Raw genomic sequence first — 22,603 nt, forward strand, 5'->3', positions numbered from 1 at the left:
TTTTCTGACTTAAATTTCGCTCAAATAAACTTCGAGTAATTTAAACCAATCAATCAATGATAATATTTCGATCAATCAATCAGTAAAAATCCACACAAGTTGTTCTTCATAATCTCTTAATGATCTTTCTGCTCTTCGTCAGAGACAGAATTCAACACAATACTAAGTTTTTCATCTTAACCCTGTAAGCTAAGATATTCTCATGTATCGCGTCGGGATGAGTGCATTATAGGGGAAAAAAAATGGTACGCAAGCACTTTTCTAAATATATGTGTTTGATCGATTCTTTTTCACCCAACCAAAATCAAAAAAAGCAAAAATATCAGTTTAAATTATTGATAATAAACAATAAATATTAAAATATTTTATTTTCATTCTTTTTTGATTTTCACTTCTATTATCTTAATAGGTTGTTTAGGAACGTTCTGATGCATTCCATCAGTGATTGTCGGTACTTTTACAATACGGTCAACCACATCCATTCCTTTAATCACTTTTCCGAAAACTGCATAACCAGCATTACCAGCAGAGCGATTTAGAAAACTATTATCTGCGACATTAATAAAGAACTGGCTAGTAGCAGAGTCAGGATTTGCGGTACGAGCCATCGCTAAGGTTCCGCGTGTGTTAGCAATCCCATTTCCAGCTTCATTTTTGATTGGTCCTCGAGTGGTCTTTTCCTGCATATTTGCAGTAAGCCCACCACCCTGTACCATGAAACCAGGAATTACTCGGTGGAATATCGTATCTTTATAAAAGTTCGACTTTATATAGCTTTTAAAATTCTTCACGCTGATTGGGGCTTTCTCATCATAAAGTTGTATTTCTATGTTGCCTAAATTTGTTTGCATTTCAACTAAAGTGTCAGCCCAGACTGAATGACTGCTTAAACCCAAGCAACATAGCATTAATAATTTTTTCATATCTTCCTACAGTAAAATGCAAAACTTAATAAAGGTTAAATTTAATCGTCTATATAAAAGAATTCTAGTGAGTATTTATTATCTTTTATTTAAAGCCTTATATTTTAGATTTTAGTATGAGTCCACGTTCCACGTGAAACATGGACCAAACTTTTATTTAGCTATTTTTATCCCAAAATTTTCTAAAGTTTTTACTGAACTCAATGGTGTTACGTTTGGCCTTTTTAGAAATAGGCGTCAAATTTATAAAACCATGCGTTTGATCTGAATATTCTTCATAATGCATTTTGACGCCATTTTGGCGTAGCTTATAGCTATAGATTTTCCCTTCATCATGTAATACGTCATGCCCAGCAGTAATCACAAAAGCCGGTGGATTCTTCTTAAAGTTTCCATAGGTTGGAGAAATAATAGGATCATCTAATTCTACGTTATGCTGGGTTGCATAATATTGAGTGACATTATTGATATCTTTATCTGTCAAAACCAATCCTTCGTTATAGGCATAGAAGGATGGATGTCGACTCTTGAAATCGACTGCAGGGTAAATAAGAAGTTGGGCCTGTGGAGCATAAGGTTTATTTACTGATCTTTGAGCCACGACTGTACTAATGTTTCCACCTGCACTATCACCCGCTACCGCAATTCGACCTTTTAATATTTTTAATTGTCTACGATTTTGATATACCCAAGCCAAAGCATCTTCACAGGATTGGATTAAATGTTGAGGAGAAACCTCAGGCGCAAGAGGATAATCGATACTGAGTACTTGTACTTTTGCATATTTTGCCAATATACGACACGCCTCATCATGAGTATCTAATCCACCCACAACAAATCCCCCTCCGTGATAAAAAACAAGAAGAGGTAATTTTTTATTAGGTGCTGGATGATAGTGTCTCGCGAAAACGGTTCCACTTTGAAGAGGTAACCGAATATCTTCTACTGAATCAATCTCTGTTGATTTCTGGCGTATAGCCAGCATTTGCGTATCAAACTGCCTTCTGGATTCAATTGGATCTGGACCAATAAAACCGATACGCCCCTGCTTAATTTGTACGGCCATCAGACATTTAGTAAATGAGTCCAGATCTGGATATTGGTAAGAATACCCAAGAATTTTGGCAAGTGATTCTTGAGCTAATCGAGGTAACTTATCAAGAGCTCGAGCAGCGGGCCCTTGGCCCTTATCTAGCAATGTTTGAATTTTTTGATTAAATGCTGTCATGCCTATCTCCATGAATTCCTCTTATCCTTCATATTTTCTACAGAATTCTGTTGCTGTTTGACTATATTCGCATACAACTCATGTAATCAAGATACAAAGGTAAAAACTAAATTACGCTAATCTGATTTAAAGCAAATGTCATTAACAAATCTGTCGTTTCAAGCAGGAGTTTTTTGCCAATTATTGTTAACAGACAAAAAGAGGTAAGATTATGTCAACAAAATTAGTTGTTACTTTATTAGCAACCAGTCTCTTAACTGTAGGCTGTGTTGCTTATACGGATGACCCTTCTTATCGTGGTGGCTATGGTTACCATGATACTAATCGCTATGATCGCAATGATGGACGTCGATATAGTGATTGGGAACGGAAGCGTTGGGAAGAGCGTAAAAGACTATATGAACAACAACGGAGAGACGCTCGCGAACAAGACCGAAACCGCCATGAGTGGGATAAAAGACGCCATGACGAGGATAAAAAACACCGTGATGACGATAAAAAACGCCACGAGTGGGATAAAAAACGAGTAGAAGATCGAGATCATAATCGTCGAGATTCTCGTCATGATGACTAAATTCATTACTATATAAAAAGCCCCAATAAGCTACGTCTTTTGGGGCTTTTTTGAGAATTCTAAACTCTCTTAATTATAGAGTAATGAGTAGCAGCTCACTTCATACATAAATCGGCATCTTAAATATATGACTCTATAATCTTTTAACTATTCTTATCACTAAGAATTACTGAGCTGTTGCAGAACCTGAAACAGAACCAGAAGCACCAGCATCAACTTGACCTGGTTGTGCTTGGCCAGAAACACCTGCATCAACACCTACACCAGCTTGTACGCCAGATGGGCTAGCACTTGTTTGAGCAGAACCTGATGCGTTTAAACCAGCTTCAGATGCACAACCAACAGCTGTAAAAGCAACACCAGCAAGTACTACAGAGATAAGACCTAATTTTTTCATAATCGCTTTCCTTTCATTACGACAAACACTTAAATGCAAAGATCATCTTTGCGCTGCCTATAATTCACAATTTTTTTTTCTGGCGTGCGTATCATTGGTTGTCTTTTGTAGTAATAGAAGTACAAATTGTGCAATTTTTTATTAAATTCTCTTCCTTAGCTTCATCTCTACCTTTTATATAAAAGTAGCAACTTAAGCTTTTGTTTAATTTTATCAATTTTTAATTTTTATCTGAGCCTTTTGCTCTACTCAAAAAAATTCTCTTTATAGAAACACTATATAAGGTGCGTAGAATGTTACAGAGGTTTTTTGATTAAAAATTCCTTTTCGCATTAAAAAAGCCGGGTATAGACCACGGCTTCTCTAAAAAATTATTATATTCCGATTTAAATTACGGCCATTGCATCTCGCCTTTTACAACTTTTGCACCTAGCTCTAGGCTATCCACACTTTTTAATGTTGGATATTGTTTTTGCATGAGCTGACTCAATTCGCTAGCATTTTTACTTACTTTAGCCGCTTTCTCATAGCTCTTGAGATAGTCGATTGAAAAGTTAACTGCATCCAAACCTTGTGGGGCTCCCTCAACCATATGTGCTGGAACAACTGTTTGAGGCTGTAGTGCTTTAATGCTTTCTAAAGTTTGAATTACTTCATTACGGTCTTTAACTTTTGGTGTATCTGCCATCCATAAATGAATACCTGAAGATACAGGGATACCACCTACTACTGCTTTTGAAGAAGGAATCCATAAATAAGTGAGTTCTTTCTTACCTTTAATTTCAATTGACTCATTCTCTAATTTTAAAGTTTTAGCAGTGTAGGCTTGAGGCACAATAATTTGGCTAGGCGCATTTGCACCCATTTGCGGACCCCAATATTTCACTTTAAGTGCTTGAGTATCTTGAATATGTTTAACAGTTTCTGGAGTTGCGATGATTTGTACGTTTGGGAAGTACTGTTTAAATACATCTAAACCAAAGTAATAGTCCGGATCACCATAACTTACGAAAATTGTCTTTAGCGTTTTACCGCTATCGAGAATATCGGCAGCAATACGTAATGCTTCAGATTTTGAGAATTGCGCATTAACCAATAGAACTTCTTTATCACCTTCAATTAAAGTAGAAGTCACCCCAAAATGTTCTGGTTTAGCCAGAAAACTTTGGATTTTTAGATCTTGTGCAAAAGTTGAGGAAGCCATCGTCAAAGCTGTAGCAGTTGCTAGAGCCGAAGCAGTTAATTTAAAAAATTTCATTATGTATTCTCCAATTTCATAAGGAATACTTTAAATTGCAATTTCTGTAAGGTAAATGCACTAAACTAAGATAAACTGTTGCATAAATTGTAATAATGATAAAGCATATGGACACATTAAAAGCCATACAAGTCTTTGTTTCTATTGCTCAGCATGGCAATTTAACCAAAGCCGCAGAACATCTTAATTATTCCCGTGCCATGGTTTCTCGCTATCTTGAACACCTAGAGCATACATTCTCAACTCGCCTATTTCAGCGGAATACCCGAAAAATATCTCTCACTCCAGCCGGTGAAAAAGCCCTTCTCTATTGCGAAAATATTTTACAACAACAACAACTTTTACAAGAGCTAGCAGCACCCGAACAACATAACGGTACGATTCGTTTTACTTGTGGTTTATTTTTATTTCAATTAGGTGTTGGCGAATGTATTCGTCAATTTAAAAAGCAACATCCACATATTCAATTTGACGTATATCTTACTGAAAATACAATTGACTTGATTGATGCACAAGTCGATTTAGCTTTGCGTATAACGCAAAAAGTTGCAGATGGATTAATTGCCAGACCAGTCTGCCAGATCGAATCGGTATTTTGTGCTCATCCAGATTATTTAAAACAGCACAGCCCCCTCTCTCACCCAAGACAACTTATTCAATACGAATGTTTAGCTCACCATAGCCAGCATCAATACTGGACTCTTTTTGATGAAGAGCAACAACCACAGAATTATCCTTTAAACGTTACCTTTAAAAGTAATGATGTAAATGCTGTTTATGATATGTGTCTACATGCTCAGGGTGTAGCTATGTTGCCTTCACTATTAGTTAAAAAAGATTTAAAAGAAAAACGACTAGTTCCTTTATTTAAAAACTTTTCAGCGCCAGAGCTAAGTCTGTCAGTGGTATATGCATCTAGGCAGCATTTACCCAAAATAACTCAGGAATTTATTGCTTTTATGATCGAAAATTTAGATTTTTACTTAAAACCGCAAAATTAAAAGCTTTAAATCGTCGTGTACGCTTGAATTTTTAGGCAGTGCCCATACTTCATACCTATTAATGAATTACAGCATATGCATGGCAGTTCAGGTTTTACACAGTAAATACTGATGCCAAAAAGGACTGTACATGTTTAAAAACCCATTTAAACGGAGATCATCAATGGCTAATGAGCAAAATGAGCAAGCTCAAGACATTCAACACGAGCAAGCAGAGCAATCTAATGAGCAAACTCAGGCTGAAGGTGGAGAGCAAGCAAACGACGTTACCGTTGAATCTTTACAAGCGCAAATCACTAAATTAGAAGAAAGTCTTAAACTTGAAAAAGCACGTACAGCGAATGCTGTTTACGAAGCACAAAAAAGTGTAGAGCGTATTCAACGTGAGTCTGAGAAGCATAAGGAAACTGTGCTTGAAAAATTTGCAAAAGAATTGCTGGATTCTGTAGACAATCTAGAGCGTGCGATTCAAGCAGCGGGTGATGAAGAAACTCCTGTACTTGAGGGTATTAAGTTAACCTTGAAGTCACTATTAACTACACTGGAAAAATTTGGTGTTGTAGAAGCCGACACTCAAAATGGTTTCAACGCAGATTTACATCAAGCAGTGGGCATTGCCCCAGACGCTAAAGCGAATGAAATCGGTACCGTTTTACAAAAAGGCTATACCTTAAATGGTCGCTTATTGCGCCCTGCTATGGTTATGGTTGGTCAATAAATAAAAATTTGAGAGTTTTTAGATTTTTTTTCGCTAAAACGCTTGAAAAAAATAGATTCACTCTCATATCGGATAACAAGCAAAAACATTGCAAAAGAATTTTTGAGGAAAACGTCACATGGCAAAAATTATTGGTATTGACTTAGGTACTACCAACTCATGCGTTGCTGTACTTGAAGGCGATAAAGTAAAAGTAATCGAAAACGCTGAAGGCACACGTACAACTCCATCGATCATTGCTTATAAAGATGGCGAGATCTTAGTGGGTCAAAGTGCTAAGCGTCAGGCAGTAACTAACCCGAAAAATACATTATTCGCTATTAAGCGTTTAATTGGTCGTCGTTATGAAGATCAAGCGGTACAAAAAGACATCGGCCTTGTACCTTATAAAATCATCAAAGCTGACAATGGTGATGCTTGGGTAGAAGTAAACGATAAAAAATTAGCGCCTCAACAGATCTCTGCTGAAATCTTGAAAAAGATGAAGAAAACTGCAGAAGACTATTTAGGTGAAACAGTTACAGAAGCAGTTATTACTGTTCCTGCTTACTTTAACGATGCTCAACGTCAAGCAACTAAAGATGCGGGTAAAATCGCTGGTTTAGACGTTAAACGTATCATTAACGAACCAACTGCTGCTGCACTTGCGTTCGGTATGGACAAAAAAGAAGGCGATCGTAAAATTGCTGTTTACGACTTAGGTGGTGGTACTTTTGACGTATCAATCATTGAAATCGCAGACCTTGATGGCGACCAACAAATCGAAGTGTTATCAACAAATGGTGATACTTTCCTTGGTGGTGAAGACTTTGATAACGCGTTAATTGAATTCTTGGTTGAAGAATTTAAGAAAGAACAAAGTGTGAACTTGAAAAATGACCCACTTGCGTTACAACGTTTGAAAGAAGCTGCTGAAAAAGCAAAAATCGAGCTTTCTTCATCAAATGCAACTGAAATCAACCTTCCATACATCACTGCTGATGCAACTGGTCCTAAACACTTAGTGATCAATGTAACACGTGCAAAACTTGAAGGTTTAGTTGCTGATTTAGTTGCTCGTACCATTGAGCCTTGCCGTATCGCGCTTAAAGATGCTGGTCTTTCGACTTCTGACATCTCTGACGTGATCTTGGTTGGTGGTCAGTCTCGTATGCCACTTGTACAACAAAAAGTACAAGAATTCTTTGGTAAAGAGCCACGTAAAGACGTAAACCCTGATGAAGCAGTTGCAATTGGTGCTGCGATTCAAGGTGCGGTATTGTCTGGTGACAAAACTGACGTTCTTTTATTAGACGTAACACCATTAACTTTAGGTATTGAAACAATGGGTGGTGTATTAACACCAATCATTGAGAAAAACACGACGATTCCTGCGAAGAAATCACAAGTGTTCTCTACTGCTGCTGACAACCAGCCTGCTGTAGACATTTCTGTTTACCAAGGTGAACGTAAGATGGCTCAACAAAACAAATTGTTGGGTAACTTCCAATTAGGCGACATTCCACCTGCTCCACGTGGTGTGCCACAAATTGAAGTATCTTTCGACATCAATGCTGATGGTATCTTGAAAGTATCTGCTAAAGATAAGAGCACTGGTAAAGAGCAATCAATCCAGATTAAAGCAAACTCAGGTTTGTCTGATGCTGAAATCGAAGCAATGATTAAAGATGCTGAAGCGAATGCTGAAGAAGATCGTAAGTTTGAAGAACTTGCAAAAGCTCGTAACGAAGCTGATGCATTAATTTCAAGCTCGAACAAAGCTGTAAAAGATCTTGGTGATAAAGTTACTGAAGATGAAAAAACAGCTGTAAGTACTGCGGTTTCTGAACTTGAATTAGCAACAAAAGAAAATGATGTTGAAGATATCAAAGCTAAAACTGAAGCTTTACAAAATATCTTAATGCCTATCACTCAACGTGCTTATGAACAAGCACAACAAGCTGGTGGTGCAGAAGGCTTTGATCCAAATGCATTCCAAGGTGGCGATGCAGGTCAACAAAAAGCTGACGATGGCGTTGTAGATGCAGAGTTTACTGAAGTTAAAGATGACAAAAAATAATTTGTTTCTTTAATAAAAAACCGCGCTTAGGCGCGGTTTTTTATTGGTTACAAAAAATAACAATAGCTTTTTAAAGGAGATTTTTAATTATCTTAATGTCAAAAAGATCAATGATAAAAACTAATCTATTAATTATAAAAAAGATTTTATAAACGAAAAGACATTGTTACTTATTACATTAATTATTCCATTATTGCCAAGTATAAAAACATCTTTTTAAATTTTTATAGCCAGATCACAAATTCCCCCACTCTCCTGCATTTTTTATCATTTTGACGAAATTAATTAAGTAGCTAACAATAAGATTTATTTATATTTTTTATTTTGCCATGAAAAAATTTCTATGGTGGGGACTTAGCTTGTGTTTATGCATAGGCTTACAAACGACGAGCTTTGCTCAAAGTAATCTACCAATTGCTTCGTCTAATCAACCGTTAAAGTATCGAATTGCTTTTATTGACCCACGGTTTCAGCTCACTAAAGAACAACTTATTGAAGTATGCCAACAAGCTGCTGAAATCTGGCACAAAGAGACGGGAAAAACCTATTTTTCTTATGATTCAGAAGCGCAGTTAACAATTAACTTAATTTATGATGATCATCAAATTATTAAAAGTGAACAGCAAGAAAATTTAAATGCTCTTTTACAAAAGCAGGAACAATGGCGCATTAAAAATGAAGAGATTATTTTAAACAAACAAGAAATTGATCAGCTATCATCTGATTTGAACAAAAAAAAGATCAGTCTAAAAGCTGAATTTGAACACTATCAACGAGACGTAACACACTTTAACCAAGGGGAACATCGATACTATCTTGCCGACGAATTAAAAGAGCGGCAGAATCAACTCCAGCAAATATCTGGAAATTTGCAAAATGAATCAAATAATTTAAATTTTAGAATTCAAATGCTTAACAAAAAAATTAAAGAACTAAATCAAGAGCAAAGCGATTTAACAACGTTAATGACACAATTTAAGCTAGAACAAAAAACCAGTATTCAGACCTTTCATAAAGGCTTATTCAGTCAAAACCAAATTCAAATTTACGGTTATGCTTCTTTAAATGATTTACGTTTGACCCTTGCTCATGAGTTTGGCCATGCTTTAGGACTAAAACATACTACTGATCCCAAATCTTTAATGTACCCCCGTTTAAAAGAGCAAGATATTCATAATTTCAAATTAACGAATTCAGATTTAGAGTTATTAAGCTCAATTTATAGTTCAATTAAGGAAAATCATTAAAGTTAAATAATTAAAAAAACTAAATAAAACTAAACATATTGAATTTTATCTAAAAAATAATTTTGCATTTGGTAAAAACTAATGAGACTAAAGTCGCATTTATTTATCTGAATTGTATGTTTTTTGATTGATTTTTCACTTTATATTCTTATAATACGTTTTTTTTAAAATCTCCCCCTCTTCTATTATGCGTTTAACATCTTTGTTACTAGGCGTAGCCTTTGCTTTTTCTAATTTTCAGGCTAATGCTAATCTTGCCACTCCAGCTCATACTCAAATTCAGCAAAAAGCGGGTCAGCACCTGACTTATAAAATTGCTGAAATTGATCCACGTTTTGGTTTGAGCCAAGATCAATTGATTCAGATTAGCCAACAAGCTGCAGATATTTGGAAACAAGGCACTGGGCAGGATTATTTTACTTATGATCCAAATGCAAAGTTAGAAATTCGTTTAGTTTACGATAATGGTCAAAGTCGTTCTGAACAACGTCAAAAAATTGCAGCTCAGTTCCAGCAAGAACAGCAACGTGTAATTGATGAACAGCAACAAATTAAGCAATTGAAGCAAACCCTTGGTCAAACTCAATCTGACCTTGAAAATAAAAAACAGATTTTGAATGGCAAATTAAAAAATCTTGACCAGCAAATGATGCAACTTAACCAAGGCAAATTAGCACCTGAATATAGTGCTAAATCTTTGGCTAAAACCCAGAAAGATTTGCAAAAGCAAACCGTTGCTTTAAAGAAAGAAATTGCTGCATATAATGAGCAAGCTAAAGATTTAAATGTCAAAGTTACTCATTTTAATCAGATTAATAATAAGTTTAATGAATCATTAAACGAATTTAAGCAAAATGCTCAAGCAGATGTCTTTAAAAAAGGTATCTACAACGGCAAACAAATCGTGATTTATGAGTTTAAGTCTATTGATGATTTACGTTTAACGATTGCTCACGAGCTAGGACATGCGCTTGGCTTAAAACACAGTGATCAGCCAAATGCATTGATGTACTCAGTACGTAAAGATGGTGACAGAAAAGTCACTGGTCTTACCGATGCTGATCGTGATCTATTGAGTGCTTTACCTCAATAATTAAGAACTTGATATAAAATGATGTATCTATTTCTAGATAGATACATCGAAATTCATATCAAAGTCATGTTATTGTGGTCATAAGAGCTAACGAAAATAGAATGGAGATCAAGATGAGTTACTATCATATCCTGATTGAAGTAAATGATCATATCAGCACAATTGAACAAACACGCGATATTGAACTGTTTGATATTATTGAAATCAAACCGTATCTTCATTCTATTCTAATCCCCTTTTTCAATGAGCATGAAATCGAGCTTGAAGATGAAAATATTGAATACAAAGATATTTTGCATCTTGAAGTGAAACAGACTCTGCTACCGATTGAACATTTAATTGAAGAAGAACAAAAGCAATTACCAAGTGATACAGATGTTACGATCACTGCGTATGAAATCTTTAATGATCGAGATTTAAGCCAAGATGTCACTTCAGTTATTTTTGATATATTGGAAGCGGTTAAATTAGATTAGCAATCTTATACAAGTACTTATAAAAAAGGTCTGCATGTGCAGACCTTTTTCTTATTTTCAGTTTATTGCATCATTTTTTGGGCTTGTTCTTGACGGAATGCACGTAAGATTTGTTGCCCTGCTCGTCCAGTTGGATTTAAACCTAAACGAGTTTGCTCCTGACGAATAGCCACACGGGTTTTATCCCCAATAAGACCATCAACCGCACCAATATCGTAGCCACGATTAATCAAAAACTGTTGGATTTCACGACGTTCTGCACGTGAAGTTCCTGGATCATCAGTTGGCCAAGATGTCGCAAAAGGACGAGCGCCTTTTAAACGATCAGATAGATGAGCAATTGCAAGACCATAACTTTCCGCAGCGTTATAACTATAGATAGCATCAAAATTCTTAAATACTAAGAATACTGGACCATTTACGCCTGCTGGTGCCATTAAACCTGCCGAAGTACTGCTAGATAAAGCCCCTTGGACAAGTGGAGAACCATCAATCCGAGTAACACCTCGCGCACTCCAGCTACTTAAAGCTTTCTTTGAGCGTCGCCCTTCTCCATCAATTGACATACCTTGGGGAACTTTTACTTCAAAACCCCATGGCATTCCTGCTTGCCAACCCGCTTTATTTAAGAAATTAGCCGTTGAAGCCAATGCATCAACTGTACTAGACACCAAATCGCGACGACCATCTCCATCAAAATCAACAGCTAAACGTTCATAGGTCGATGGCATAAATTGCGTATGTCCAAATGCCCCAGCCCATGAACCTTTCAGTTGATCTTCGGTTAAGTCGCCACGCTGTAAAATACGCATGGTGGCAAAAAATTCAGTACGGAAATAACTTTGTCGGCGACCTTCACAACTTAAAGTTCCGAGTGCTTGTAATAAAGGATATTTTCCAGAAATATCACCAAAATTACTTTCAACGCCCCACACTGCCACAATTGTTTCTGGTGGCACGCCGTAGGTTTGAGAAGCACGATTTAAAACATCGCGATATTGCGCCAGTTTTTGTTTTCCAAGCTCAACACGTTCTTCATCTACCAATCCAGAAAGATAATCCCAAATAGGCGTTGAAAATTCTGGTTGATAATTTAATTTATCAATAACCGAATAATCTGGAGTTAAGTTTTGAGTATAACGATCATACGTTGTACCAGAGACTCCGGCAGCAATCGCTTGAGAGCGTAAATTTGCCAAACAACTTTGGAAATTATTATTAGGCGTATAATTTTCGTTAGTCACTGCCGGAACAGTGGCATTGCTAGATATTGTAGAACCATTAATTACGAGCTCTGCTTGAGCCTGAGTCATTGCTAAAAATACAGAGCCAACAATACAAGAAAAACGTCGCATATTATCCCAGTTTCAATTTTTGAATTTAAATTTTTAAGTACCATACCATTATGAGTCTAAAATTTCAGAGAGAAAACGTAAATTTAAATTCATAATCTCTTCTTTAAATTCATTTCCCGTGTTTTAAATTCATTTCCCGTGTTTTAAATTCAAATTTTCCACTTTATTTTGAATTTAAAACTTCGACCAGTGCGCACCACCAGTTTTGAATTCAAAATAATAGCGTATGGTTTAAATTCAAAAACCTTATTTTAAATTTAAACTATAAAAGAGGTGTTTCTGTGGATAAACTTATCCACAACCAAGCAAAAACAGTACTATTTATTGATTCTATTCTATATTTCATCATTCTTTATGACACAGCAAATCCGATCAACCAAACAATCTGTATTTTTAAATTCAAAAATCGACCCATGTTTTAAATTCAAACTTGCCACGTTATTTTGAATTTAAAACACTTCAACAAACATCATTAGTTTTGAATTCAAAAAATATAGCCTCCGCCACCTATTATAAATCAAACTCTCTTGTGGATAACTAACTTTAAATTCAAAACCACCTATTTGTATCTGATTCAATTTTTGAATTTAAAAGTTAGCATCATATTTAAATTCAAAAATTCACATAAAAAGTTATCCACACCCCCCAATAATTATGATTTATTATTTTTTAAATTTAAAAGATAAAAAAAGCGATCCGAAGATCGCTTTTTTGCAAAATCAAAAGTATTTAGAGGGTCATATCTGCTGTTAGAGCGAGTGGTTCTGGCAAAATTTTCGCCAATTGACGGCATAAGGCCGTCAATTCATTACTATCCACAGGCATTAAAGTGATATGGCCTAACTTACGGCCAGCACGTTCAGACTTGTTATAAAGATGTAGATGGGCGCCATTTAAGGCAAGTACATCTTCAGTTTTAGGATGCTGACCAATAATATTGATCATAACCGTTGGGCGAACAACATCTGTTGAACCTAATGGAAGACCTGCAACAGCTCGAATATGGTTTTCAAACTGAGAACAGACAGCGCCTTCAATTGACCAGTGACCTGAGTTATGCACACGTGGTGCCATCTCATTTGCACACAAACCTTGTTCAGTCACAAACAGCTCTAGAGTCAACACACCAACATAGTTGAGGTGATTCAACAACCGTGTAATGTAGTCTTGAGCAACAGGCTGTAAAGCTTCACTATTCGGTGCTGGAACAATTGAATGCGATAAAATGCCATTATGGTGGTGATTTTCAGCCAATGGCCAAGTTTTTACTTCACCATTTTGGCCGCGCACCGCAATAATTGAAACTTCGCGAGAGAATTTAACAAAGCTTTCGGCAACTAGACTTTTTGCAGGACCAAGTTCAGCCCACGCGGTGTCAATCTGGTCTTCTGAACGAAGTACAAACTGACCTTTACCATCATATCCACCAGTTGCAGTCTTAAGCACAATCGGCAAACCAAGCTCAGCAACAGCCTTTTTCAAACTTTCTAAGCTATCTACAGCACGATACGGCGCAACAGGAATAGTAAGTTCATCAAACAATGCTTTTTCTGACAAGCGATTTTGCGCAGTCGCTAAAGCAACACGGGGAGGGTGCAATGCTTTGGTTTGTGTTAAAACATCAACATCTTCAACTGGTGTATTTTCAAACTCAAGACTAAAAACATCAGCACTTTCAATAAACTGCTTTAAACCTTGCTCATCTTGGCTAGAAAAGACTTGGCCTAAAACACCTGCTGGACAATCTGTATTTGCTTCAAAAAAAGTACACTGAATATTTAATGGTAACGCCGCTTGAGCCATCATTCGGCCCAGTTGCCCACCACCAAAAATACCGATAGTTTTATCCATCTCAGCCTCTTAAACCTGACCCGGAATATTTTTGCTTGCAACTTTATCAGTTTGCGCAGCGCGGAAATCAGCAACATTTTTTGCGATTTCAGGACGAGTTAAACCTAAGATTTGTGCCGCCATAATTGCTGCATTCGTCGCACCTGCTGGACCAATCGCTAAAGTACCTACTGCGATACCAGCTGGCATTTGTACGATTGAAAGCAAAGAATCTACGCCATTTAAAATTGATGATTTAACTGGCACACCTAAAACTGGTAAATCAGTTTTTGCGGCACACATTCCAGGTAAATGCGCTGCACCACCAGCACCAGCAATAATCACTTGAATACCACGATCACGTGCAGTTTCTGCATATTCAAATAAACGATCTGGAGTACGATGAGCAGATACCACTTCCGCTTCAAATGGGACACCAAGCTGTTTAAGCATATTGGCTGTGTTTTCGAGAGTTGCCCAATCAGATTGAGAACCCATAATAATTCCAACGAGAGGTTGAGCGTCTTGTGCTGCGGCCGCATTCATTGCTAATGTTCCAGAGACAAAAGTAAAAGAAGATAAATCTCGACGAGAGCCAAGTTTTAAATGGTTCGGAAGCCCATTATTATAGACTGATTTTTCATCTCACGAAAATTTAACTGACCAGCTCTGCGAATATTTTTAATATCATCAAAAAATGTCATGGTTTAACAGTGACACATTCTTAAATTTTATTAATATAGCGCGCTTAATGAAATCAATAAGAGCTTAATAATGAAAAAATTTCTTGGAGTCGTAACACTCACACTTTGCACAACAACGAGTTACGCGGCCTTAGTAAATTTAAACATCGGTGAATTTCAAAAAACCATTAAAACTTTAAATAAAGAAAAAGGTTATAACGGAGAAATCAAAAGTGGAGCATTAACTGGCAAAGTCCAAGAGAAATTTATCGTCACAGGAACATCTGCTACTGATGAGAGAGAACCAGTTCTTATGACTGGTTATTATCTTGGTACAACTGAGGCAGGAAATGTATATTCAATTACTGAATATCGAATTTACTGTGACGATCAGACCTATGGTTATGCTATGTCTAATTTTGAGCCGGACGGCGCTTTGAGTACAACCACAACAGACAGTAATTATGCTTTTGACTATGAAGACCCAACGCCAAGAGATCAACAATTTTCTAAAATTCTAAAAAAAGCGTGTAAACACCCAGCAAGATAATCCGGTATTTAGAAAATAATAGCTTGTATAGAATCAATTATTCAATACAAGCTATTGCAAATTATTGGCTTCTAAATACGAAATAAACGCAACCAAATAGACATAACATCGCCCACAAGTAATCTAGTTTAAATGGCTGTTTAAACAAGAAAATCATAAACGGTACAAACACAATTAGCGTAACCACTTCCTGCGTGATCTTCATTTCACCGAGTAACCAACCTTGTGCACTCAGCATACGAGTAGCAGGAATCATAAAACTGTATTCAAGCAAGGCAATAATCCAACCGAATAAGATCGCTTGCCAGAGTGGAGCATGGTGCAAAAATTTGAGGTGCCCATACCATGCAAGTGTCATAAAACAGTTAGAAATAATTAATAGCGTAAAAGCTAAAACCGTTGGGCTCAAAGGCACATCCCTCATCATCACGATGATTTAAGTATTATTAAAGATACAAAACATTATAAAAGATAAAACTGTAATTCAGCTTAAATACAAAAAATAAAGCTGTACTTTTATAAGTGCCTCAAACACATAGAACAACAACGATTTTTGACTATCTTTTCCAGTTTAGCCTTGCTATCGTTGCTGGCAAATTTATCAATAATGCACACACAGCAATTCATTTCAATGTTGTGTACAAAAGCAGTGGAGAAGGCGAGCAATGCATCTGCATATCTTGGGTATTTGTGGCACTTTTATGGGCTCTTTAGCACTTTTAGCTCGTGATTTAGGGCATAAGGTAACCGGTTCCGATTTAAACGTTTACCCGCCAATGTCTACCCAGTTAGAAAATGCAGGTATTACCCTCATGCAAGGCTATGACCGTAGTCATTTGCAGCCTCATCCAGATTTAGTGATTGTCGGAAATGCCATGAAACGTGGTATTGATGCTGTGGAATATATGCTTAACGAAGGTCTGCCATATATTTCTGGTCCACAGTTCCTTGCTGACCATGTTTTACAAGGTAAACATGTACTTGGTGTAGCTGGTACTCACGGTAAAACCACGACTACAACCATGCTGGCTTGGGTACTTGATCAGGCGGGTTTAAATCCAGGCTTTTTAATTGGTGGTGTTCCACTTGGTTTTAGTGAAAGCGCTCGTTTAGGTGGCGGCAAATACTTCTGCGTTGAAGCCGATGAATATGACTCAGCTTTCTTTGATAAGCGCTCTAAGTTTGTTCACTATCACCCAAAAACGGCGATTTTAAACAACCTTGAATTTGACCACGCCGATATTTTTGATGACCTAGCGGCTATTCAAAAGCAATTTCATCATCTTGTTCGCACCATTCCAAGTGAAGGTCGCATTATTGCGCCAATTACTGAAACTCATATTGATGAAGTACTTGAAATGGGCTGCTGGACACCAGTCATTCGTACAAGTCTAGAAGCGAATGAAAAAGCTGCTTTGTCTGCCGAACTCATTTCAATTGATGGCAGCCATTTTAAAGTACTTGAAAATGGTAATGTCGTTGGTGAAGTGAATTGGAGCATGACAGGGCAACATAGCGTAGCTAATGCTTTGGCAACGATTGCAGCCGCTCAGCATGTGGGTGTGGCGCTTGAACAAGCTTGTGAAGCTTTGTCTAACTTTGGCGGTGTGAAACGTCGTATGGAGTTACTCGGTACAGTCAATGGTATTGAGGTTTATGATGACTTTGCTCACCATCCAACTGCAATTGACACGACTTTAGATGGCGCACGTAAACGCTTAGGCGAACGCCGTTTATGGGCCATTATCGAACCACGTTCAAACACAATGCGTATGGGAAGCCATAAAGATGGCTTAGCACACTCAGCACGCTTAGCAGACGAAGTCATCTGGTATCAGCCAGAAGGTTTAGATTGGGATTTACAACCCGTGATTAAAGCTGCGTCTAACCATGCTCAAGTTAGCCGTTCACTTGATGAAATTATTGAACGTATTGTCAATGAAGCAGGTGAGGGTGATGCCGTCGTGATTATGTCTAATGGTGGCTTTGGTGGATTACATCAAAAATTAATGAATGCATTAAAAGCAAAAGCTGCCTAACTTCACTTTAGATAATTCAATAAAAAACGGGTTTCAAATTGAAACCCGTTTTTTATTCAGCCATTTTAAACCTTCTCTGGCTCTATATTTTCTATAAATTTATTAGAAACCATTAAACGTAAACTATAGACAATACCCATCGCAAAAACGCTATATCCCACGTTATTACAAATAAACGGAATACATAAAATGATGAGGGCCGTAATAGGGTAAAACCATTTGCTGATTCCTGCTAAACATTCAAATTCGTATAGTCCCCAAATACAGGTCGTATACAGCACTACACTCACCGCAACGACTATTCCCATATATAAATCGGAAATATGGGCATGATGGGTTGTGACATCCACAGCAGCAGCAAGCGCAGCGCCCACCGTAGCAATACTCACAAAAACAAAGTAATGACCATACCCCCATACAAACGGGCGCACACCTTTCAAATGGTGATGCTGTTCACTACGGTCAAAATAAGCCCACCACATCGCGAACATAAGCATTAAGCCACCGATCATTAAGAAAACGGCAGGAATATTAATAGATTGAGCAGTCAGCGCATCGCGGATTGCATTAAAGCTACCAATAATTGATTCACCCAACACAATAATCGTAAGCAGGGCATAACGCTCTACAATATGATGTGGATGCCACGGCGTAGGTGAATATTTTTCTGCATAGTAGGGAACAAATAACTCCATAGCAGCCAGAAATAGAAATAAAGGAGCCGAAAGTACATGGGTAAAATTGGCAACTAACCAACCAATCTGTACCAGTACAATCCCTATTGCATAGCGATAAGCCGTAATACGCCGAGCAGGATCGTATTTTGCTGCACGCAACCACTGGGTCACTAACGCCATTCGCATGATGACATAACCGATGATCATTACGTCAAAATCCTGACTATGAAATACATCAGGAATGCCTGCTGCCATCACCAATGAACCCACAATTTGTACAAAGGTGAGGCATCGATACAACGCATCGTCGTTATCGTAAGCCGAAGCAAACCATGAAAAATTCATCCATGCCCACCACAGCGCAAAAAATACCATCAAGTAGCTTGGTAACGCATGCCATAGATGATTTTCAATAATGGCGTGATGTAACTGCTGACCAGCTGTTGCAATCGCGACCACAAAAATTAAATCGAACAATAATTCGAGGGGAGTCGCTGCTCTATGCGGCTGTTTTGGATCTCTTGGAGATAAAGGCCTCAAACTTAATTTTTTCTGTTTTTCTTGAGTAGTCATAAAATAACGTTCTCGAATAAAATGCCAACACGTTAGCACTTTAATATCAACGCTTAGATCACGCATTAAAAATTATCGTTCTAAGCTGTTTAATCTTTACTCACAAACAAACTATATTTCATTTTTGTGACAATTCTTTATCAAGACATTAAGCTTAATTCTTTATCATAGCTCACGTTTTTGTTCTCGTTTGGAATATGAATGTCTTTAGAAACACTCAACCTTAGCTTATTCCATGTTATTAATGGGGCTCAGGATGCGAGTCAATTTATCATTCGTCTTGCTATCTTTTTTGCTAATGATCTCCTCTATATTCTTTTATTCATCCTTACATTTTTATGGTTCTATGGCGACCAAGATTTAAAAAATAGGGTTGTTAAATCTGTCTTTTTGACCTGCGTGTCGCTTTTAGTAGGCTATGTTATTTCTCTGTTTTACCATCACGCAAGACCGTTTGTGATGGGTGTTGGTACTACTTTTATCGAACATGCACCAACGGCATCTTTTCCAAGTAATCATATGCTGATTTTCAGCACCATCGCTCTGTCTTATTTATTTGCTCAGCGCAAACTGATTGGAATAATTCTTCTATCCTTGTCATTTGTCGTGGCATGGTCACGTATTTATTTAGGTGTACATTTCCCTTTAGATATGTTGGGCGCTTTTATTGTAGCGCTATTGGTAAATACAGCCGGATATTACTTCTGGAATGCCTACGGCACGCGCTTAACCGCATTCTTTATTCACCTTTACCAGATCATATGCAAACCGCTTTTAGATCGAGGTTTAATTAAATAACCTCTAGAGCCCTTTTAGTGTTAAAAACCACGAAATTAAGTTCAGTTGCGTAATCCTAAAAAATCTGCCATTCTATGTGTACTTGGATATGTTTTATCCAAAACAGAATTTAGTTTGACAAGGGGAGTAGCCTCCTCCAAACATAACAGCAATGTTATGTGTCAGATATCGTCAATACACTTTTATTAAAAAGTCGGTATCTGAGCATCATGAAATTCATGATGTAGGCAAGACCTTGATCATGTTGGCACAGATGTTTAATTCATCTGGCAACGGGTCAAGGTTTTTTTATGCCCAATTGCCGGATGTGGAGGTTTTATGGAATCGATCGGCAATTTATGGCTGTATGTAGCGTTCTTTGGCATTGTCATTGTCATGCTCCTGATAGACTTTTTAGGCTTTAAGCAAAAGCAAGGTCAGGATGTTTCAATTAAGCAAGCTGCTTACTGGAGCGTGGCGTGGGTGAGTGTCGCAGCGTTATTTGGTGGTGGTTTATGGCTATATCTACAGCAAACTGCTGGTGTGACCTTAGCAAATCAAAAAACCATGGAATACTTTGCTGGTTACTTGCTTGAAAAGTCGCTCGCAATTGACAACGTTTTCGTCTGGTTAATGATTTTCGCAGCGTTTGCTATTCCTGCTGCACTACAACGTAAAATTTTGCTCTACGGCGTATTAGGCGCAATCGTACTGCGTACTCTCTTTATCTTTATTGGTGCATGGTTCGTTCAAGAGTTCTCGTGGGTGCTTTATATTTTCGGTGCGTTCTTGGTATACACAGGCTTTAAGTTCTTAAAAGGCCAAGAAGAAGAAACCAATATTGAAGACATCAAAGCTCTAAAATGGTTACGTAAGCACATGCGTATTACGCCGCAGCTTGAAGGTGACAAATTCTTTGTCCGTCAAAATGGTTTATTGTGGGCAACGCCGTTATTTCTAGTTTTGATTTTGGTTGAAGCTTCTGACGTGATTTTCGCAGTAGATTCTATTCCTGCTATTTTCGCGGTAACCAGCGATCCGTTTATTGTTTTAACAGCGAACTTAATGGCAATTTTAGGTTTACGCGCAATGTTCTTCTTACTTGCTGGCGCTGCAACCAAATTGCATTACTTACCATACGGCTTAGGCATTATCTTATTGTTCATTGGTGCGAAAATGTTGCTGCTTGATGTATTCCACATGCCAATCTGGATCTCGTTAAGCTTTATCGTAATAGTGTTAGCAATTACTGCTTATCTATCCTTACGACACAACAAAAAGCAGTTACAGTCTTAATTCATCAAAACAAGGCATCTACAAACGAGATGCCTTGTGCTTTAAATTTTAAAAATAAGCTGTACTTTAAAAAAACAGATTTATATTATATGCCAACTTAAAATTTATCTTTCCTAATCAGAAACATAATAGACAATATCTATTCGACATTGTATGTCGAACATACTTATTAAAATGTGTGGGAGCTCATGCGTTCTAAAAAAATTAATCTTGTCGTGGTGCCTTTATTACTCACGGCATGTAGTCATAATGATGGTCCTTTAGTACAAGATGTATATAACAACCAATATGACTGTGCTCGCGACTGGAATACTGAAACTTGTGAAGAAGAAAATAGCTCAAGTGGACATAGTTCTGGTTCAGGCCATTATTTAGGACCTGCGTATTATCGAAATAACCGAGAAGTTTCTTTTCGCGGCAATACCTTACATCCTTATAGCAACTTGAGTGCTGGCCGCCCCATCATTTCAACCACGGCGAAAAGCTCGTCTTTTTCATCGCCAATTCGAGGTGGATTTGGTCGTAGCGGTTTTTCTTTCGGCGGCTAAGTCTTCAGGCATTAACATAAGATGAAAAGAAAAATCTTTACTCCACGCCCAGACTGGCAAGTGGAGCATCAAAATATTGGTTTTGATTACTTTAATTTACCTTCTCTCGATGGCTCAATTTACTGGTCTGAAGGAGTTGCTTACGAGTTTACCCTTAAGCAGATTGAACAACTTGAAGACGCAGCAAATGAACTGCATCAAATGTGTTTATCTGTTGTAGGAGAACTCATTCAACGGGGTGACTATCCAGCTTATTTTCAAATTCCCGAAGTAGCCCTAAGCCATATTGAAAGCTCATGGAAACAAAATGCACCAATGCTCTATGGTCGCTTTGATTTCGCCTACCATGGGCGAAATATCAAAATGCTGGAATACAACGCCGATACACCTACCGGCTTACTAGAAGCATCTGTAGCGCAGTGGCTGTGGATAGAACAAGTCTCAGGCATTGCGAACCGAGACCAGTTCAATAGCATTCATGAAGACCTGATTAAACGCTGGAAGACGATTTTACCACGTGGTAGTCATGTGCATTTTGCTGCCTGTCAGGAAGCGGGACGAGAAGATTGGGGCAATTTAGAGTATTTGATGGATACAGCTTACCAAGCTCATCTACAAGTTTCTGAACTCTCTATGGAAAATATTGGCTGGAATGGACAAGATTTTGTTGATCTTAATAACCGCCCCATTCAAAACCTGTTCAAGCTCTATCCATGGGAATGGATCTGGGAAGAAGCATTTTCTCAATATATCCCCCCACAAACACAGTGGATTGAACCTTGTTGGAAAATGCTACTTTCAAATAAAGCAATTCTGGTTGAGCTTTGGAAACGTTACCCAAACCATCCATTATTAATCGAAACCCATACTTATGACCCACAGCGAACATTGGCTGGCAAATGGGTGAAAAAACCGATTTTGGCAAGGGAAGGGGCTAATATTCGGGTTTTACAAGATGGCCATGACCAAGGTGCAGCTTCTGGTAGTTTCTATTTTGATGACTATGACAAATATGGGTATGTCGTACAAAAATGGGTAGAGACCCCATTATTTTCAGGACAACTCCCTACACTCGGTTTATGGATGGTTGGACATCAATGTGCAGGCATGTCTATTCGTGAAGATTGCTACGACATTATCGGTAATGATGCTCATTTTGCAGCGCACTACTTTGTAGAGTAATCAACCCCATTAAGCATATGTAAAAGAGCTCTTAAATAGAGCTTTTTTAATGTGCCTCATTTGCTCTCATAGAGTGCGTTTTAGGTTCATCTTGAAAAACCAATTCAAGCTTCTAAAGA

The 22,603-nt window shown here is 37.6% G+C and carries 20 protein-coding genes and 2 pseudogenes; 13 read left to right on the forward strand and 9 right to left on the reverse strand.

What is annotated here, in order from left to right; all coding sequences use genetic code 11:
* Positions 1 to 371: 371 nt before the first annotated feature.
* Positions 372 to 923 carry a peptidylprolyl isomerase gene (locus tag HL290_RS17580; protein WP_198497138.1) on the reverse strand — a complete coding sequence of 184 codons (552 nt, stop codon included), beginning with the start codon at positions 921 to 923 and terminating at the stop codon, positions 372 to 374.
* Between the two features lie 157 nt (positions 924 to 1,080).
* Complete coding sequence (locus HL290_RS17585) at positions 1,081 to 2,151, reverse strand: alpha/beta hydrolase (RefSeq protein WP_198497139.1); 1,071 nt, start codon at positions 2,149 to 2,151, stop codon at positions 1,081 to 1,083.
* A gap of 211 nt (positions 2,152 to 2,362) precedes the next feature.
* Here HL290_RS17585 and HL290_RS17590 point away from each other — a divergent pair, with 211 nt between their 5' ends.
* Positions 2,363 to 2,725 (forward strand): hypothetical protein, encoded by a 363-nt coding sequence (locus HL290_RS17590; RefSeq protein ID WP_198497140.1) that lies wholly within the window; start codon positions 2,363 to 2,365, stop codon positions 2,723 to 2,725.
* 166 nt (positions 2,726 to 2,891) lie between these two features.
* Here HL290_RS17590 and HL290_RS17595 read toward each other — a convergent pair whose 3' ends face one another.
* Together HL290_RS17595 and HL290_RS17600 are read right to left on the reverse strand one after the other, a co-directional pair.
* Positions 2,892 to 3,122 carry a hypothetical protein gene (locus HL290_RS17595; RefSeq protein ID WP_000733015.1) on the reverse strand — a complete coding sequence of 77 codons (231 nt, stop codon included), beginning with the start codon at positions 3,120 to 3,122 and terminating at the stop codon, positions 2,892 to 2,894.
* 391 nt (positions 3,123 to 3,513) lie between these two features.
* Positions 3,514 to 4,380 carry an MBL fold metallo-hydrolase gene (locus tag HL290_RS17600; RefSeq protein WP_005037716.1) on the reverse strand — a complete coding sequence of 289 codons (867 nt, stop codon included), beginning with the start codon at positions 4,378 to 4,380 and terminating at the stop codon, positions 3,514 to 3,516.
* 107 nt (positions 4,381 to 4,487) lie between these two features.
* On the opposite strand from HL290_RS17600, the pseudogene HL290_RS17605 reads away from it, so the two are divergent.
* The 6 genes and pseudogenes from HL290_RS17605 to HL290_RS17630 all read left to right on the forward strand — a co-directional run bounded on the left by HL290_RS17605 (position 4,488) and on the right by HL290_RS17630 (position 10,974).
* Positions 4,488 to 5,416 (forward strand): annotated as a pseudogene (locus HL290_RS17605) (LysR family transcriptional regulator).
* Between the two features lie 128 nt (positions 5,417 to 5,544).
* Positions 5,545 to 6,099 carry a nucleotide exchange factor GrpE gene (grpE, locus tag HL290_RS17610; protein WP_003656003.1) on the forward strand — a complete coding sequence of 185 codons (555 nt, stop codon included), beginning with the start codon at positions 5,545 to 5,547 and terminating at the stop codon, positions 6,097 to 6,099.
* 118 nt (positions 6,100 to 6,217) lie between these two features.
* The gene (gene dnaK / locus HL290_RS17615; protein WP_003656004.1) at positions 6,218 to 8,158 is read left to right on the forward strand and encodes a molecular chaperone DnaK; all 1,941 of its coding nucleotides are present in this window, start codon (positions 6,218 to 6,220) and stop codon (positions 8,156 to 8,158) included.
* A 329-nt stretch (positions 8,159 to 8,487) separates the two neighbouring features.
* On the forward strand, positions 8,488 to 9,405 hold the full coding sequence (locus tag HL290_RS17620; RefSeq protein WP_198497141.1) for a matrixin family metalloprotease: 918 nt from the start codon (positions 8,488 to 8,490) through the stop codon (positions 9,403 to 9,405).
* 111 nt (positions 9,406 to 9,516) lie between these two features.
* A pseudogene (locus tag HL290_RS17625) lies at positions 9,517 to 10,498 on the forward strand (M57 family metalloprotease).
* Positions 10,499 to 10,599: 101 nt separating this feature from the next.
* On the forward strand, positions 10,600 to 10,974 hold the full coding sequence (locus tag HL290_RS17630) for a hypothetical protein (RefSeq protein ID WP_003656007.1): 375 nt from the start codon (positions 10,600 to 10,602) through the stop codon (positions 10,972 to 10,974).
* Between the two features lie 62 nt (positions 10,975 to 11,036).
* Here HL290_RS17630 and HL290_RS17635 read toward each other — a convergent pair whose 3' ends face one another.
* From HL290_RS17635 to purE, 3 genes are all read right to left on the reverse strand, one after another.
* Complete coding sequence (locus HL290_RS17635) at positions 11,037 to 12,329, reverse strand: lytic murein transglycosylase (protein ID WP_198497143.1); 1,293 nt, start codon at positions 12,327 to 12,329, stop codon at positions 11,037 to 11,039.
* 729 nt (positions 12,330 to 13,058) lie between these two features.
* On the reverse strand, positions 13,059 to 14,180 hold the full coding sequence (locus HL290_RS17640; RefSeq protein WP_092710927.1) for a 5-(carboxyamino)imidazole ribonucleotide synthase: 1,122 nt from the start codon (positions 14,178 to 14,180) through the stop codon (positions 13,059 to 13,061).
* Positions 14,181 to 14,189: 9 nt separating this feature from the next.
* A complete protein-coding gene (gene purE, locus HL290_RS17645) occupies positions 14,190 to 14,705 on the reverse strand; it encodes a 5-(carboxyamino)imidazole ribonucleotide mutase (RefSeq protein ID WP_002115451.1) in 516 nt (171 codons plus the stop codon).
* Between the two features lie 228 nt (positions 14,706 to 14,933).
* Here purE and HL290_RS17650 point away from each other — a divergent pair, with 228 nt between their 5' ends.
* Entirely contained in the window at positions 14,934 to 15,392 is a 459-nt protein-coding gene (locus HL290_RS17650; RefSeq protein ID WP_198497144.1) for a hypothetical protein, read from the forward strand.
* A gap of 61 nt (positions 15,393 to 15,453) precedes the next feature.
* On the opposite strand, the gene HL290_RS17655 is transcribed toward HL290_RS17650, so the two are convergent.
* Complete coding sequence (locus tag HL290_RS17655; protein WP_080547845.1) at positions 15,454 to 15,816, reverse strand: DMT family protein; 363 nt, start codon at positions 15,814 to 15,816, stop codon at positions 15,454 to 15,456.
* Positions 15,817 to 16,057: 241 nt separating this feature from the next.
* On the opposite strand from HL290_RS17655, the gene mpl reads away from it, so the two are divergent.
* Positions 16,058 to 17,431: a UDP-N-acetylmuramate:L-alanyl-gamma-D-glutamyl-meso-diaminopimelate ligase gene (mpl, locus tag HL290_RS17660; protein WP_198497145.1), complete on the forward strand. Its 1,374-nt coding sequence runs from the start codon at positions 16,058 to 16,060 to the stop codon at positions 17,429 to 17,431.
* A 65-nt stretch (positions 17,432 to 17,496) separates the two neighbouring features.
* On the opposite strand, the gene HL290_RS17665 is transcribed toward mpl, so the two are convergent.
* Entirely contained in the window at positions 17,497 to 18,747 is a 1,251-nt protein-coding gene (locus tag HL290_RS17665) for a low temperature requirement protein A (RefSeq protein ID WP_198497146.1), read from the reverse strand.
* A 135-nt stretch (positions 18,748 to 18,882) separates the two neighbouring features.
* On the opposite strand from HL290_RS17665, the gene HL290_RS17670 reads away from it, so the two are divergent.
* The 4 genes from HL290_RS17670 (at position 18,883) to HL290_RS17685 (ending at position 22,484) form a co-directional block, all read left to right on the forward strand.
* Positions 18,883 to 19,479: a phosphatase PAP2 family protein gene (locus HL290_RS17670; RefSeq protein WP_045437741.1), complete on the forward strand. Its 597-nt coding sequence runs from the start codon at positions 18,883 to 18,885 to the stop codon at positions 19,477 to 19,479.
* Between the two features lie 318 nt (positions 19,480 to 19,797).
* Positions 19,798 to 20,754: a TerC family protein gene (locus HL290_RS17675; RefSeq protein ID WP_003656014.1), complete on the forward strand. Its 957-nt coding sequence runs from the start codon at positions 19,798 to 19,800 to the stop codon at positions 20,752 to 20,754.
* 188 nt (positions 20,755 to 20,942) lie between these two features.
* A complete protein-coding gene (locus tag HL290_RS17680; RefSeq protein ID WP_198497147.1) occupies positions 20,943 to 21,302 on the forward strand; it encodes a hypothetical protein in 360 nt (119 codons plus the stop codon).
* A gap of 21 nt (positions 21,303 to 21,323) precedes the next feature.
* Positions 21,324 to 22,484: a glutathionylspermidine synthase family protein gene (locus HL290_RS17685; RefSeq protein ID WP_198497148.1), complete on the forward strand. Its 1,161-nt coding sequence runs from the start codon at positions 21,324 to 21,326 to the stop codon at positions 22,482 to 22,484.
* Positions 22,485 to 22,603: the final 119 nt, after the last annotated feature.

The organism is Acinetobacter sp. AC1-2 (assembly GCF_016124155.1).
Lineage (GTDB): Bacteria > Pseudomonadota > Gammaproteobacteria > Pseudomonadales > Moraxellaceae > Acinetobacter > Acinetobacter calcoaceticus.

Excerpts from the sequence above, each read along its gene's own strand:
- HL290_RS17580 (WP_198497138.1), bottom strand. The coding sequence starts at position 923 with ATGAAAAAATTATTAATGCTATGTTGCTTGGGTTTAAGCAGTCATTCA.
- HL290_RS17585 (WP_198497139.1), bottom strand. The coding sequence starts at position 2,151 with ATGACAGCATTTAATCAAAAAATTCAAACATTGCTAGATAAGGGCCAA.
- HL290_RS17590 (WP_198497140.1), top strand. The coding sequence starts at position 2,363 with ATGTCAACAAAATTAGTTGTTACTTTATTAGCAACCAGTCTCTTAACT.
- HL290_RS17595 (WP_000733015.1), bottom strand. The coding sequence starts at position 3,122 with ATGAAAAAATTAGGTCTTATCTCTGTAGTACTTGCTGGTGTTGCTTTT.
- HL290_RS17600 (WP_005037716.1), bottom strand. The coding sequence starts at position 4,380 with ATGAAATTTTTTAAATTAACTGCTTCGGCTCTAGCAACTGCTACAGCT.
- grpE (WP_003656003.1), top strand. The coding sequence starts at position 5,545 with ATGGCTAATGAGCAAAATGAGCAAGCTCAAGACATTCAACACGAGCAA.
- dnaK (WP_003656004.1), top strand. The coding sequence starts at position 6,218 with ATGGCAAAAATTATTGGTATTGACTTAGGTACTACCAACTCATGCGTT.
- HL290_RS17620 (WP_198497141.1), top strand. The coding sequence starts at position 8,488 with ATGAAAAAATTTCTATGGTGGGGACTTAGCTTGTGTTTATGCATAGGC.
- HL290_RS17630 (WP_003656007.1), top strand. The coding sequence starts at position 10,600 with ATGGAGATCAAGATGAGTTACTATCATATCCTGATTGAAGTAAATGAT.
- HL290_RS17635 (WP_198497143.1), bottom strand. The coding sequence starts at position 12,329 with ATGCGACGTTTTTCTTGTATTGTTGGCTCTGTATTTTTAGCAATGACT.
- HL290_RS17640 (WP_092710927.1), bottom strand. The coding sequence starts at position 14,180 with ATGGATAAAACTATCGGTATTTTTGGTGGTGGGCAACTGGGCCGAATG.
- purE (WP_002115451.1), bottom strand. The coding sequence starts at position 14,705 with ATGAATGCGGCCGCAGCACAAGACGCTCAACCTCTCGTTGGAATTATT.
- HL290_RS17650 (WP_198497144.1), top strand. The coding sequence starts at position 14,934 with ATGAAAAAATTTCTTGGAGTCGTAACACTCACACTTTGCACAACAACG.
- HL290_RS17655 (WP_080547845.1), bottom strand. The coding sequence starts at position 15,816 with ATGAGGGATGTGCCTTTGAGCCCAACGGTTTTAGCTTTTACGCTATTA.
- mpl (WP_198497145.1), top strand. The coding sequence starts at position 16,058 with ATGCATCTGCATATCTTGGGTATTTGTGGCACTTTTATGGGCTCTTTA.
- HL290_RS17665 (WP_198497146.1), bottom strand. The coding sequence starts at position 18,747 with ATGCGTGATCTAAGCGTTGATATTAAAGTGCTAACGTGTTGGCATTTT.
- HL290_RS17670 (WP_045437741.1), top strand. The coding sequence starts at position 18,883 with ATGTCTTTAGAAACACTCAACCTTAGCTTATTCCATGTTATTAATGGG.
- HL290_RS17675 (WP_003656014.1), top strand. The coding sequence starts at position 19,798 with ATGGAATCGATCGGCAATTTATGGCTGTATGTAGCGTTCTTTGGCATT.
- HL290_RS17680 (WP_198497147.1), top strand. The coding sequence starts at position 20,943 with ATGCGTTCTAAAAAAATTAATCTTGTCGTGGTGCCTTTATTACTCACG.
- HL290_RS17685 (WP_198497148.1), top strand. The coding sequence starts at position 21,324 with ATGAAAAGAAAAATCTTTACTCCACGCCCAGACTGGCAAGTGGAGCAT.